We start from the raw sequence: 14,435 nt of genomic DNA on the forward strand, positions 1-14,435 counted from the left end.
TCCTGACCAGTAGGATTTGTTGATCAAGTGTACGGCGATAAAAGCTTATTTGTATTTCAAAATATGCGCAAGTTTTGAAGAAGTTTTCCTCCGGTCGGTGGCAATTACCAAACGGATGTTTTGATGAGATAATAGTAGTTTGTTTGTAAATCAAGGTTTAGAAAAGGTAGTATTGATCTATCACAAACATCCTAAACGAACTATGAAAGCGAAATTGGCTTTACAGGCTTTCGGGCTCATTTTTATCCTGGCTCAGTCCGTCAATGCGGCGGATATTACTTTAAAGATTACCAGAAAATATCTCAACCTTCCCGTGTCCCAAAAACAGGAAAGAGGTGTTATGAAATTTGAAGTTTCAGGTAAACAGGAGAGGTCGTTCAAAATAAGGCTGGCTGCAAATGAACCTGATTACTGGGTTTTCTGTGATATGACTGCATTACAGGGGCAAACTGTCAAAATCAGTTATGACGGAGATGCATCAGGTCTGTCCAGGATTTATGAGGATGATAAAATAGCGGGGCAAGATTCCCTCTATCAGGAAAAGAACCGTCCGCAATTTCATTTTACAACCAAACGAGGATGGATCAACGACCCGAACGGAATGATCTTTTATGAAGGGGAATATCACCTTTTCTATCAGCACAATCCTTATGAAAAGGAATGGGAAAATATGTCGTGGGGACATGCCGTGAGCAAGGATATGATTCATTGGAATGAGCTTGCGACTGCGCTGAGCCCGGATAACCTGGGCACCATGTTTTCCGGATCGGCCGTGATAGATTATAACAATACGGCTGGTTTTAACAAAGCAGGTACACCGGCAATGGTAGCCATATATACAGCGGATAATGCAGATAGGCAGATCCAATGTGTAGCATATAGCCTGGATAAAGGCCGCACCTGGACAAAATATGACAAAAATCCTGTGATAGATTCCAAAGCAAAATGGAACAGCAAGGATACCAGAGACCCAAGGGTTTTTTGGTACAAACCTGGCAACCATTGGGTAATGGTGCTGAACGAAAGAGACGGTCACACCGTTTATACGTCCAAAAACCTGAAAGACTGGAATGCTGAAAGCCATGTTACCGGTTTCTGGGAATGTCCCGACCTTTTTGAACTACCGGTGGACGGCGATAAAAACCGAACAAAATGGGTGATGTACGGTGCGTCAAGCACCTATATGATCGGCTCGTTTGACGGGAAGACTTTCAAGCCGGAATCGGGCAAATATTACTATACCACGGGGTCTATATACGCAGCTCAAACCTTTACCAATATCCCTGAATCAGATGGCAGGAGGATACAGATGGGTTGGGGGAGGCTGCAGCACCCGGGAATGCCGTTCAATGGTATGATGCTTATGCCAACCGAGCTAACATTACGAACCACGAAAGACGGAATCAGGATGTTTAGTACGCCGGTCAAAGAAACCAATCAGTTATTCAACCGGATTAATCGGTGGCCGTCATTGACGGCTTCCGATGCCAACGCGAAATTGAAGGAATTCAGCAATGCTGACCGTTTGCGGATAAAAGCAACAATCAAACTTTCCCATGCCACAAACGCAGGTCTGAACCTCTTCGGACAGCGTATTCTGGATTATGACCTGAATTTCAACCTGGTCAACAAAGTTTTTTATTCACCTGAGAATATAACCAGTACAGAAATCACAGCGGACATCTTCATCGACCGGACATCCATTGAGGTGTTTATTGACGGCGGTGCGTATTCCTATTCTATGGAAAGAAAAATGGAACCAGGAAATAAAGAGGGGTTTCATTTTTGGGGCAATGGTATTGATGTAAAAGAACTGGAAGTTTTTCAAGTTGGATCGGCTTGGTAGTGATATCACGTACTTTGTAGTCAGGTATTTATGTATTTAGTTTCGTGTCGGTCCACTTACTTTGGAGTGCCGTTTGTTGCCCTCTTATCAAAGTACATTGTGGGTGTGATTGTGGTCGGCTTCAAATTTTTTGTGGAAGATTGATCAGCTAACGACGTCGTTGTTTTGCAGGAGTTCATTGCAACATTGGGACAAATATAAGAAAAAAGCACTTAGCATTTTTGCTAAGTGCTTCAATTTCAAGTGGGCCCACCTGGAATCGAACCAGGCACCTACTGATTATGAGTCAGTTGCTCTAACCGAATGAGCTATAGGCCCGAGCGTAAAAAGCTCCGCTTATTCGCGGTTTGGAGTGCAAAATTAGCGAAACTGTTTAAATCTCCAAATCAATATGACAAGAATAAGTACTTTTGTCCGTTGCTAGTTTACACATTGGGAAAAAGTAGCTTTGAATCAAAGGAAAATAATCAACGATCCGGTTTACGGATTTATATCTATATCTTCTGATCTACTTTTTGATCTCGTTGAGCATCCTTATTTTCAACGGTTAAGAAGAATCAAGCAGCTTGGCCTGGCGGATATTGTCTACCCGGGCGCGCTTCACACTCGTTTTCATCATGCATTGGGTGCCATGCATCTGATGGGTCTTGCTTTGAGGACTTTACAGGAAAAAGGAAACCGGGTGGATGAAGTTGAGCTCGAAGCTGCACAGGCTGCTATCCTTTTGCATGACCTTGGCCACGGCCCTTTCTCTCACGTGCTTGAGAGTGTGCTTATGCCGGGAGTTTCGCACGAATCCGTGACTTTAGTGATGATGAAAGAGCTGAACCGTCAAATGCACGGAAGGCTGGAAATTGCTATACAGATGTTTGAAGGGACTTACCCCAGAGAATTTTTCCACCAGATGATATCAAGCCAGCTCGATATGGACCGGATGGATTACCTCAACCGGGACAGTTTTTATACAGGTGTGGTTGAAGGGTCGGTTGGGGCGGACAGGCTTATCAAAATGCTTGATATCAGCAATGGGCAGCTTGTGGTGGAAGAGAAAGGGTTATTGAGTATAGAAAATTTTCTGCATTCCAGACGGCTGATGTACTGGCAGGTTTATTTACACAAAACCCTCCTGAGCGCCCAGGCCATGCTGACACGCATACTCCAGAGGGCGAGGGAATTGTCCGAAAACGGAGAAGAATTGTTTGCTACGCCAGATTTTTCCAGATTTTTGAGAAACACTTTTTCCCTCCACGATTTTGAAATTTATCCTGATTTGCTTGAATCTTTCAACGGTTTGGACGACAACGACGTATGGGCTTCTGTGAAAGGGTGGACAAAGCATAGCGACCCGGTGCTTTCGATACTTTGTGAGATGCTGCTGAACAGGAATTTATTCAAAATCAATATTTTGGATTCGCAGCCCGGCACGGATATGTTGGCTGATTTGGAAAATCAACTTTTAGAAGCGGGGCTTACAAAGGAACAGATTCCTTATTTTCTGGTGTCTGGCGAAACTACAAACTGGGCATATGCAAAAGAGCAGGATCCGATCAGGGTAAAGATGAAGGACGGCAGGCTGCTGGACATTGCCGATGCGTCGGATATTCCAACCATAGAAGCACTGACTAAGATTGTACGCAAGTACTATGTATGTTGGGGTAAAAATGTATCTTTGCGTGGTTAGTCAGGATCCTGATGAGAAAAAGTCGTTTTAAAAATTTACTTTATATACAAGAACTTCATTACCCGAAATTAGCCAATAAAATATGAAATTTACTGTCGGCGAGATTGCTCAAATGCTTGATGGAACTATTGTTGGAGATGATAAAATTACTATTAATTCGGCTGCTAAAATTGAAGAAGGGCGTCCGGGTTGTATTTCTTTTCTTGCCAACAGTAAATACGAATCCTATATATACTCCACACAATCTTCTGCAGTAATAGTTAGTAAAGATTTTGTCCCCAAAAAAGAAATTTCCTCCACACTTATTTATGTCGATAATGCTTACACTGCTTTCACGATCCTGCTGGAAGAGTATCAGAAGCGTATCGCCAATGACAAGTCCGGTGTGGAACAACCCAGTTTTTTAGGTGAAAACAGCAGTACCGGTGCAGGTTGTTACCGTGGCGCTTTTTCCTATATCGGTAAAAACTGTACGATCGGAGACGGCGTTAAAATTTATCCCCATACCTATCTCGGAGACAATGTTACGATCGGGGATTATTCAGTAATTCATCCGGGCGTGCGTATCTATGATGACACAATCATCGGCAAAAACTGCATTATTTTCGCCAATACGGTCATCGGCAGCGACGGTTTTGGCTTTGCGCCACAGGCTGACGGTACTTATAAAACCATCCCGCAGCTTGGAAACGTTGTGATCGAGGATGATGTGAGCATAGGTGCGAATTCTACAATTGATTGTGCAACAATGGGCTCGACCATCATCCGGCAAGGTGTCAAAATAGATAATCTCGTGCAAATTGCACATAATGTAGAGATAGGAAAAAATACCGTAATTGCAGCCCAGTCCGGCGTATCAGGATCGACGACGGTCGGTGAACAATGTATCATTGCCGGGCAGGTAGGCATCGTTGGACATATTACAATTGCCAACAATACGAAAATCGGAGCGCAGAGCGGTTTAGGTAAATCTATCAAAAAGGAAGGCCTGTCTTTGTCGGGGTCACCGGCAAGAGACCTGAACGAGCATCTGAGGTCCATGGCTCTGGTAAGAAAGCTTCCTGAAATGGAGGAAAGACTGAAAGAACTGGAAAGCAAACGGGAAACTTCCGATGTTCAGGAAAGGAATTAACCTAACTAATCAATATACAAAGCGGCTTTTAATCGCGGAACTACGAAATCCTCGTCGCCTTTAAGCAGAAAAGGAGAATATATAATGAACGAAAAACAACAAACCATTTCCAGGTCAGTATCCGTAACAGGAGTGGGTTTGCATACAGGTGTCGTGGCTACAATGACTTTTGTCCCTGCTGCCGCAAACCACGGATATAAATTTCAACGTGTTGACTTACCGGATCAGCCAATTGTAGACGCTGATGTTGATAATGTGGTGGATCTTTCCAGAGGTACTACCATTGAGCAAAACGGAGCGAGGATTCATACCGTTGAACACACCCTAGCAGCACTTGTGGGATTACAGATTGATAACGTACTGATCCAACTGGACGGCCCGGAGCCACCAATCATGGATGGTAGCTCGATCAAATTTGTGGATGCTTTGCTTGATGCAGGGATTGAAGAACAAAATGCATACCGTAACTATTTTGAAGTTCCGGAATATGTGCATTACAAAAACCTGGAGAAGGATACCGAACTGGTAGCATTGCCGCTTTCAGATTACCGACTGACTGTTATGGTTGATTATAACTCGACGGTTATCAGTAGCCAGCATGCTTCTTTGAATGATATTACACTCTTTAAAGATGATATAGCTAAGTGCCGGACTTTCGTATTCCTGCATGAACTGGAGGCACTCTACCGCCAGAATCTGATCAAAGGAGGGGATCTTACCAATGCCATTGTTATTGTAGACAGAGAAGTGCAGGATGGTGAGCTTGATCATCTTTCCCAATTACTGAACAAGCCGAAAGTAAGTGTAAATAAATCGAAGGGCATTCTTAATAATGTAGACCTTCATTATTCCAATGAAATGGCCAGGCACAAGCTGCTTGATCTCATTGGAGATCTGGCACTCATTGGTCGGCCGATCAAGGCACAGATACTTGCTGCCAGGCCGGGGCATGCAGCCAACGTTGCGCTTGCTAAAAAGATAAAAAAACTGATCAAGTCGGGCAAAGGAGATATTCCTCAGTACGATCCGAATAAAGCGCCGGTGTTTGATATCAATCAGATCGGGCAGCTGCTTGCTCACCGTTATCCGTTTCAGATGATTGACAAGATCATTGCCCTGGACGAAAATAGCGTAGTAGGTGTAAAGAATGTGACGATCAATGAACAGTTTTTTCTTGGACATTTTCCCGGAAATCCTGTGATGCCAGGTGTTTTGCAGCTGGAAGCTATGGCTCAGACAGGAGGAATACTGGTACTTACCAGTGTGCCTGACCCGGATAATTACTGGCCCTACCTGATTGGAATTGATGCCTGCCGTTTCCGGAGAAACGTTTTTCCAGGCGATACGGTAATTTTTAAATGTGAATTCACTTCTCCGATGAAACGGGGAATCGTCAAAATGAGTGGCCGGGGATATGTTGCCGGACAATTGGTGTGTGAAGCGGACATGATAGCTAGCCTGGTAAAGAAAAAATGACTCAATCATTAGCATATATCCATTCTGACGCCAGGATCGCTCAGAATGTAGAAATTGAACCCTTCGCGATGATACACAAAGATGTGGAAATCGGCGAGGGTACCTGGATAGGATCGCATGCAGTCATTAACTCGGGCGCAAGAATAGGGAAAAACTGCAAAGTTTATCCGGGGGCGGTGATTTCCTCAACACCCCAGGATCTTAAGTATAATAACGAATATACTTTAACGATTATCGGCGATAATACCACCATACGTGAGTATGCAACAATCAGTAGAGGTACCGAAGAGCATTGGAAAACAGTGGTCGGCTCAGACTGCCTGATCATGGCCTATGCCCACGTCGCACATGATTGCCGGGTCGGGAACAGCTGCATTATCGGAAACAATGTACAGATGGCCGGGCACGTGCATGTAGGTGACTGGGCAATTATCAGTGCGCTGAGCGCGGTGCATCAGTTTGTAAAAGTCGGTGCCCACGCCTTTGTTTCCGGAGCTTCGCTCGTACGTAAAGATGTGCCGCCATTTACAAAAGCAGCAAGAGAGCCGATTTCCTACGCCGGTATCAACTCTGTAGGTCTGAGGCGTCGTGGGTTCAGTAATGAAAAGATTGTTGAAATCCAGAATATTTACCGCCTCATTTACATGAAAGGGCTCAATAATGCAGAAGCTCTTCAAAAAATCGAACTCGAACTACCCCCTTCCAATGAACGGGACGAGATCATTAATTTTATCCGTAATTCTGAAAGAGGTATTATGAAAAGCCCTTTTCAGACCGCCGGAACAGTCGATCCCGAATCGCAGCAATAGCAGTAACGTCAGAAGGAAAGATGCAGATTTCTATACCAAAGTAATCTCATCTCCTTCGCAGACTGTTCCCGTGCCTCTCCCCACAAGGTTCTGACCAAAAAGTATTTTATTATTTACTCTGCGAAAAGACGCAAGAGTTTTAAGGGGTTCTGCGCCTTTTTCGCCGGTTTTTGGATCAATGGTCGTAAGTACGCACCGGGCACAGGGTTTCACAACATCGAAAGACAAGCTGCCGATCCTGATTGACTTCCAGGCATCCTCCGAAAACGGACCGGTGCCGGTTACCACAAAATTCGGTCGGAAGCGCCTCATTTCAATTGCTTCCGGAAGTCTGGAATTGAGATCATCCAGGGAACCTTGGGAGATTAGTAAAAACGGAAATCCGTCCGCGAAGCTTACTGCTTCTCCATGCAATGCATATCTCGGATCAGCCGGGCGTCTGGTTGATTCGGGCATCATTACGATCCTTACATTTTTATCCAGTTGTTTACTCAGCCATGCATCAGCTTCGTCGCTGACTGTTACAGCCTGCACGATATCGTCCCACACTTTTACTTCAATATTTGCTCCGGAAACCGGGGTGTAAGGAACAAAAACTTCATTTCCAGGCTCAAAACGGCTTGATATGACCAATCCATTTTCCAGAAGTGAAATATCAAGCAAGGCCATCTTACTGAAAACACGCTGCGTCAGAAACACGCCATCCTCATCTACGATCATCCAGCGTCTGTCGAATTTCAAGCCTTTTTCTTCTACTTCGGACGCATTCAAACGAATGCCGCCCAGCGATTTTACGGGATAGATCCATATTTCCGAAAGTACCATATTGAAGCAGATAGGTTAATGAGAACTGAATTCCATTTTAGCCAGCGGACTGACCGTTTGATCACAAAAATCGTTTTCCAGAAATTTATAATGTGCGGCAATCGCGATCATAGCCGCGTTGTCGGTGCAATATTCAAAAGCAGGAATGTACACTTTCCAGCCAAGTTTCTCTCCGAGTTCCAGAAGTGATTTGCGCAGACCTGAATTGGCAGATACCCCTCCTGCAATCGCAATTTCTTTTATACCTGTTTCCTTTGACGCTTTTTTTAATTTTTTTAACAAAATATTAATAAGCGTAAACTGAATGCTGGCGCAAATGTCGGATATATTCTGTGATACAAAATCCGGATTTTCGCGGATCTGTTTTTGTAAAAAATACATGAAAGAAGTCTTGATCCCGCTGAATGAGAAATCCAGTCCGGGCATTTCCGGAAGTGGAAAAGGATATGCTGCCGGGTTGCCATCAGACGCATACTTATCAATCAACGGGCCTCCCGGATAAGGCAGATCCAGAAGCTTCGCAGTTTTGTCAAAGGCCTCCCCAACCGCATCATCCTTGGTTTCTCCTATAATTTCCATTTCCAGCGGGCCGCTGACTTTTACAATCTGCGTATGTCCGCCGCTCACTGTCAGGCACAAAAACGGGAACGCAGGCTTGGGATCTTCTATGAAATGGGCAAGCACATGCGCCTGCATGTGATGTATATCAATCAAAGGGATATTTAATCCCAAAGCCATCGACTTAGCGAAGGATGTTCCTACCAGCAACGCACCAAGCAGACCCGGCCCTTTGGTGAAAGCAATGGCATCCAGGTCTTTTTTTGTTACTTTTGCATCATTCAAAGCCTTATCCACCACCGGCAGAATATGTTGTTGGTGGGCACGGGAAGCCAGTTCAGGTACAACGCCGCCGTATTGTGTGTGAATGAGTTGTGTAGCAACAACATTGGATCGGATTTTCCCGTTAGTTATAACAGCTGCGGAGGTTTCGTCACAAGACGATTCTATGGCGAGGATATTCATACTTTGAATTTATTCGCAAAATTAAGCATTAACAATAAGATAAGCAGTATTGAACTGCGAAGCTATATATGTTAAAATTCCTGAAGGCGTTTGGTAATGTATTGATTGTGGTTATCATTTTCGCGCTGCTGGCGCTTGGAATTGCTACAATCGCCCTTCAGCTTCCTTCCGTTCAAACCTGGGCCGTACAGGCAGCAACCGCTTCTGTTTCTGAAAAACTCGGCTATCCGATTACCATAGAAAAAGTAAACATCAAATGGTTTGATGTCGTATCCCTGGAAGGCATTTCAGTGAAAGATACAAACCAGCAGGACATGATCGATGTCGGCAGGATTGACGTCAATCTCAATGTGCGCAACATTATTAACAATTCGTCCCGGGAGATATTTCTGGACGAAGTGAATGTATTCCAGCCGGATGTGCACCTCGTTGTAGTCCCTGGTTCGGGCTCGCTCAATATTGATGGTTTTATAGAAAGTATCAACGAACTGACCCGTCCGGCAACGCCCCGCCCGCCCAACGCCCCGGAAAATAACACGCCATTTGTCATTGGAAAATCGAAGGTGATAGACGGAACCTTCAGTTACGATGACCCCAGAAACCGACGGGATAAAGGTCCGAGGGTTTTTGATTACTCACATTTTGAGCTAAACCATCTCAGCGGGGATTTAAAAGACTTTCTCGTTCAGGGGGATACCATATCATTTATCGCTAAAAACCTTAAAACGGTTGATAAACAAACCGGGTTGAAAATGCATGATCTGGATACCCGCTTCCTGTTTTGTCAGAAAAAAATGGAGCTGAAAGAGCTCGACGCGCATATAGGCAGCTCTTATCTGAAAGATGAGATCATCTTCTATTATAACCGGTCCGGCGAGCTGGGTGATTTTAATCATAAAGTGCGGATGACGGGGCATCTGGTCGGCAGCCATATTCATTCGCAGGATCTGGGATTATTTTCGAGCTACGTCGACGGACTCCATGAAACCTGGAAAATTTCCGGGGATTTCAATGGAAAAGTGGATGATTTCGTACTTACCAATACGGATCTTTATTTTGGAAAAGGGAGCCGGCTGGTAGGTGATTTAGGTTTTAAAGGGTTGCCGCAGATCGAAGGCGTTCAGATGGATATCCGCTTATCTCTGTCTAAAGTTCTTCCGGAAGATATCATTCAGTATTACCCCGAGTGGGACATGCATCCTACGCTGAACAAGTTCGGGCTCACACTTCTGGATGGGACATTTAAAGGTACATTGGAAGATTTTGCTGTCAATGCGTCGGCTTCATCAGGTTTGGGTGAAATAGCCGGTGACCTGGTTTTCCATGTTTCGGATTCCAGAACAACTACCTATTCGGGTGAAATCCATACGTCCGGATTTGAACTCGGGACCTTGCTGGACCAAAAGGAAACCTGGCAAAAGCTGGACTTTGGCGGGAAAGTGGTTGGGAAAGGGACCGAGCTGCAATTTGCTTCCACGGACATGAATGCCCTGGTGAGCAGGGTCGGCTTCCGGAATTACGATTACAGGGATATACGGCTGAAAGGCAACCTTCAGAATCAGTACTTTAACGGGCAGGTCAGTGCAAGGGATAGTAATTTTGTCGTCGATCTGGAAGGAGAGTTTGACCTTTCGAAGCCGCAGAATTCTTTTGATTTACAGGGTGTTGTCGAGAAGGCAAATCTGAGGGAGCTGGGTTTTGTCGAGGACCCGATTACTTTACGTACAGAGCTTAATGTTAATGTTTCGGGTAATACAATCGATGAACTGACCGGCGATGCGAAACTGCTCAATACTTATCTGTTGATGACGAACAAAGAAAGAAACCTGGTTATTGACACCCTTGTTTTCTCATCTTCTCAGCAGGAAGACAAACGCAGGCTTCAGCTGGAAAGTGAGTTTCTTACAGCAAAAGCGGAGGGTACTTTTTTACCTACCGAAGCTTGGGGGGACGTCACCAGGGTTTTGGATGAATATAAACTTTACTTCTTTGAAAATGAGGCAAACCGTGCGGGATATTACGCCAAAAAGCCTGTAGAGTCTTCTCAGAGAAGGTATCAGATAGATTATGAGGTCGAAACCAGAAACCTTTCCCGGTTCCTGGCTTTTTTAAGTCCTGACATTTATGTTTCAAAAGGGGCAAAAGTGGAAGGGACTTTTAAAATGGGAAATACTGCTTTTCTTACTTTGAATGCGATTTCGGATACCCTTAGATATGGGAAAAATGAATTTGTAGATTCTGAGGTAGATGTAACAACCTCGAAGTTTGTGAATAGCGCCGAAGTACTCGCCTCTGTCCTTATCACTTCAGGGCAGCAGAAAATGAGTGTGCTTGTGCCCACAGAAAAACTGGAGCTGGAAGGTACCTGGGATGTAGATCACATCGATTTTAATGGCGCATTGAATGAGGTCAAGAGCACAAACAGTGCCAGTCTGGCCGGAGAGATACGCTTTTTACCCGAGGGGCTCGATATTGGCTTTAAAAATTCCAAATTAAAACTGCTGGAAGAAGAGTGGAATGTGCCGTCCGAAAGCCTCATTTCAATAGTTGGAAAGGATGTGAATTTCAGGAATGTAGGTTTAGTAAGCGGAAAGCAGCGCATTTTCCTGAGTGGTTCCGCGTCTGAAAACCCTGATAAAAACCTGGTGCTGGATGTCAGGAATTTCAAGCTGGGAAGCCTTAACCCTGTATTGAATACACAGCTTGCAGGCATAATGGATGGCTCCGCCAAGGTGAAAGATGTGTACAATAGCGTATTATTAGATGCAAATTTTAACATAGAAAGCCTTGGCTACGGGCAGTATGAGTTCGGGAATCTGTCGGGTACCAGCTATTGGGACCAGGTTACGAGTGAGCTGCAGATCGATGCCCAGCTTAATAAGAACGCGCGGAGAGTTTTTAATCTGACTGGTGCCTACCGGCCAAAACTGGGTGAGAATACGCTCAATCTGAAAGCTATTTTTAATCATATCGACTTCAAAGCTCTCGAACCTTTTACCGAAGGGCTGATATCAGACGTCGGCGGAAGCGCGCAGGGCACTGTTCTTATCAAAGGGGTAGTGGACGCTCCGGTTCTGGAAGGATCTTTGATGGTGGAGAAGGGAAGGATGAAATTTGACTATCTGCAGTCTGTTTTTACGTTTAGCGACAAGATCAATTTTACAGAAAGTGAAATTACCTGTAACAACATCCTGCTCACTGATACAGATGGAAACACTGCAACGCTTCGTGGTGGTGTGTTTCATGACGGTTTTAAGTACTTTTCTCTGGGTTTCAATGCCGACCTGCGCAATTTCAAGATACTGAATACAACTCCGCCTGACAACGATACTTTTTACGGCACTGCCTATGTCACCGGTCCCGTGGCTGTTTTCGGGCCGATAGACAATCTTAATATTGAGGCGAATGTAACCAGTAATAAGGGAACCAAAATTCATATACCGCTGGACGGTGCCACCGAAGTTGCAACGCAGGATTACATTCAGTTTGTGAGCAAGCTTCCGTTGGAGGACAATCAGAGCAGTTCAGATTCTGTCGCCCGGAAACAGATTAGCGGCGGTATAAAAATGGATTTTAATTTTAACCTCACACCGGATGCTACCTGCGAGATTATATTCGACCGTCAAACCGGTGATATCATTCGCGGAAACGGTAGCGGCAGGCTCAATCTGAACATCGATACAAAGGGCGATTTTACAATGGCTGGTACCTATGAAATCGAAAGAGGTGAGTACAATTTTACACTTCAGAATATCATTAATAAGAAGTTCAGCATCAAGCCGGGTAGCAGAATTGTGTGGTCGGGCGATCCTTACGGGGCGCAACTGGATGTCAAGGCTGGTTATACCCAAATGGTTTCGCTCGCCGGTGTACTGCCAAGTTCAAGTACCTCAACCGGCTCCGGCGGTGATGCATTATCCAGAAGGTATCCGGTAGAAGTAACCATTGGATTGTCAGAAAGGCTGATGTCGCCACAGATCCGGTACGACCTTAAAATTTTGGATAATCCGTCATTGAGCAATTACCGTGGACAGCTGGAAGCATTTCAGAACAAACTGAAATCGGATGAACAGGAACTTAGCCGCCAGGTAAGCAGCTTGCTGGTCGTAAATCAATTGTTGCCGGAAAGCAGTCTGGCAGGACAAACAAGCAATCAGAATTTCCTGGGAAGCAGTATCAGTGAGCTGGTTTCGAATCAGATAAGCCGTTGGGCTTCGGGGATCAATGAGAATCTGGAAGTGGGTGTGTCCGGCCTTTCTCTTGACCAGAATGCGCTCAATAATCTTCAGCTCCGATTTTCTTACCGGTTCCTCAACGATCGTTTCAGGGTAACCAGAGACGGGCGCTTTACATCCGGCACCCAGACCGGCGCTACCCAGTATGATGCCGCCACTTTGCTTGGCGAATGGACTCTGGAGTATTGGCTGAACAGTACGGGTTCAGTCAGGGTAAAAGCATATAACCGTAACATTCAGAACTCTTTTCTTACCAACACGCTCACAACGGGTGGTGTGAGCATGCAGTTTACGCATAGCTTCAACCGGTTCGGGATGATGCCGAAGCCAACAGTCCAGATTCCCTACATACTCCCGCCGGACTCTACCCGCCAGGATTCTACGGGGAAAAAGCTGCTTTCAAACAAAGAATCTACACGTTAGTACCCGCCGAAAGTCCGTGCTTGATGGCATGGATGCGTTCGTTGAACTGCATACTTGGAAAATCAAGATCCGGGACACAAGTTGCTGCAAGATAATCCATTACTTCCTGTGTGTGCGGCACCCGTTTGCCCGTTGTAATGCTGATATGCTTGGATGTCGTCCAAAGCATTGTTTTCAGTTCAGTATGGAGATCGTTGGTCATGAAATACTCAGTCACCATAGTGTCTTCATTGTAGTATATAATCCTCGAAGTGATCCTTACCCACTCACTGATCAGTGCCGGGCGCACGTAGGCGATCTGATGCTGATATACAACCCAGCTGGTGCGCAGTTCGCGGTACATGGCCTCATAGCTAAACCCATAAAGCTTGGAAACCTGGTCTTCGCGGGCATTGAAGAAATATTCGAAATATTTGGAGTTGTTTAGATGCATCAGCGGATCACAGTCCTGAAAGCGGATGATAACCCTGGACTCAGCCTCAACAGGCATACTGGTTAGGTCAGTAGTAAAAAGCATGATTATGAGTTTTAGATGTAAAATTTATTCGCCTCTGTACCTGACAGCGAGTCCGCTAAGCATATACCCCTCACTTTTTACACTTGTATAATATTTGTACCTGACGTTGATAATCGCGTCCGCACCGATTTTCTGCGCCTTCATGACAAGCCTTGCTGTGAGCAATTCTTTCGTCTTGGCGTCATTTCCACGGTACATCATTCTTTTATCCTTTGTTTGTCTCGCGGTGAGGGAATCTTCATTACTGATCTCCACAAGACCTATTTCGGAATAGGGGCGTTCCAATGGCTGATTTTCGTACAGTACCTCAATAGGATATTTGGTATTGGTTGAAATCGGGATGCCCCCGCTTGCACAGCCCAGAAGTGTGCCCGCGATGAGGGCAATAATAAGCTTGTTGATTTTTTTGTTTGCGGCCATTAATATGTCGGTAATCATTTTAACAAAACTGCGAATCTTCATGCTGAA

10 protein-coding genes and 1 tRNA gene are annotated in these 14,435 nt (G+C 45.0%); 6 read left to right on the forward strand and 5 right to left on the reverse strand.

What is annotated here, in order from left to right:
- Positions 1-202: 202 nt before the first annotated feature.
- Entirely contained in the window at positions 203-1,846 is a 1,644-nt protein-coding gene (locus FBF61_RS26225; RefSeq protein WP_138482983.1) for a glycoside hydrolase family 32 protein, read from the forward strand.
- Positions 1,847-2,090: 244 nt separating this feature from the next.
- Here the strand turns inward: FBF61_RS26225 and FBF61_RS26230 are convergent.
- A tRNA-Ile gene (locus tag FBF61_RS26230) sits at positions 2,091-2,164 on the reverse strand.
- A gap of 130 nt (positions 2,165-2,294) precedes the next feature.
- Here FBF61_RS26230 and FBF61_RS26235 point away from each other — a divergent pair.
- The 4 genes from FBF61_RS26235 (at position 2,295) to lpxA (ending at position 6,944) form a co-directional block, all read left to right on the forward strand.
- Complete coding sequence (locus FBF61_RS26235; protein ID WP_138482985.1) at positions 2,295-3,527, forward strand: HD domain-containing protein; 1,233 nt, start codon at positions 2,295-2,297, stop codon at positions 3,525-3,527.
- A gap of 82 nt (positions 3,528-3,609) precedes the next feature.
- Complete coding sequence (gene lpxD / locus FBF61_RS26240) at positions 3,610-4,659, forward strand: UDP-3-O-(3-hydroxymyristoyl)glucosamine N-acyltransferase (protein WP_138482987.1); 1,050 nt, start codon at positions 3,610-3,612, stop codon at positions 4,657-4,659.
- A gap of 84 nt (positions 4,660-4,743) precedes the next feature.
- Positions 4,744-6,135, forward strand: coding sequence for a bifunctional UDP-3-O-[3-hydroxymyristoyl] N-acetylglucosamine deacetylase/3-hydroxyacyl-ACP dehydratase (locus FBF61_RS26245; protein WP_138482989.1), 1,392 nt, complete (start codon positions 4,744-4,746; stop codon positions 6,133-6,135).
- Entirely contained in the window at positions 6,132-6,944 is an 813-nt protein-coding gene (gene lpxA / locus FBF61_RS26250) for an acyl-ACP--UDP-N-acetylglucosamine O-acyltransferase (protein WP_138482991.1), read from the forward strand. Before FBF61_RS26245 ends, lpxA begins: the two co-directional genes overlap by 4 nt.
- 30 nt (positions 6,945-6,974) lie before the next feature.
- On the opposite strand, the gene FBF61_RS26255 is transcribed toward lpxA, so the two are convergent.
- Both FBF61_RS26255 and tsaD read right to left on the reverse strand, forming a co-directional pair.
- Positions 6,975-7,769: an MOSC domain-containing protein gene (locus tag FBF61_RS26255; RefSeq protein ID WP_138482993.1), complete on the reverse strand. Its 795-nt coding sequence runs from the start codon at positions 7,767-7,769 to the stop codon at positions 6,975-6,977.
- A 15-nt stretch (positions 7,770-7,784) separates the two neighbouring features.
- Positions 7,785-8,792, reverse strand: coding sequence for a tRNA (adenosine(37)-N6)-threonylcarbamoyltransferase complex transferase subunit TsaD (tsaD, locus tag FBF61_RS26260; protein ID WP_138482995.1), 1,008 nt, complete (start codon positions 8,790-8,792; stop codon positions 7,785-7,787).
- 68 nt (positions 8,793-8,860) lie between these two features.
- On the opposite strand from tsaD, the gene FBF61_RS26265 reads away from it, so the two are divergent.
- On the forward strand, positions 8,861-13,450 hold the full coding sequence (locus FBF61_RS26265; protein ID WP_138482997.1) for a translocation/assembly module TamB domain-containing protein: 4,590 nt from the start codon (positions 8,861-8,863) through the stop codon (positions 13,448-13,450).
- Here FBF61_RS26265 and FBF61_RS26270 read toward each other — a convergent pair.
- Positions 13,440-13,967, reverse strand: coding sequence for an acyl-CoA thioesterase (locus tag FBF61_RS26270; protein ID WP_138482999.1), 528 nt, complete (start codon positions 13,965-13,967; stop codon positions 13,440-13,442). The genes FBF61_RS26265 and FBF61_RS26270 overlap by 11 nt on opposite strands.
- Before the next feature lie 24 nt (positions 13,968-13,991).
- Positions 13,992-14,387, reverse strand: a complete 396-nt coding sequence (locus FBF61_RS26275) for a heavy metal-binding domain-containing protein (RefSeq protein WP_229215231.1) — start codon at positions 14,385-14,387, stop codon at positions 13,992-13,994.
- Between the last annotated feature and the right edge of the window lie 48 nt (positions 14,388-14,435).

This window comes from Dyadobacter bucti, assembly GCF_005869225.1.
GTDB classification, from domain to species: domain Bacteria; phylum Bacteroidota; class Bacteroidia; order Cytophagales; family Spirosomataceae; genus Dyadobacter; species Dyadobacter bucti.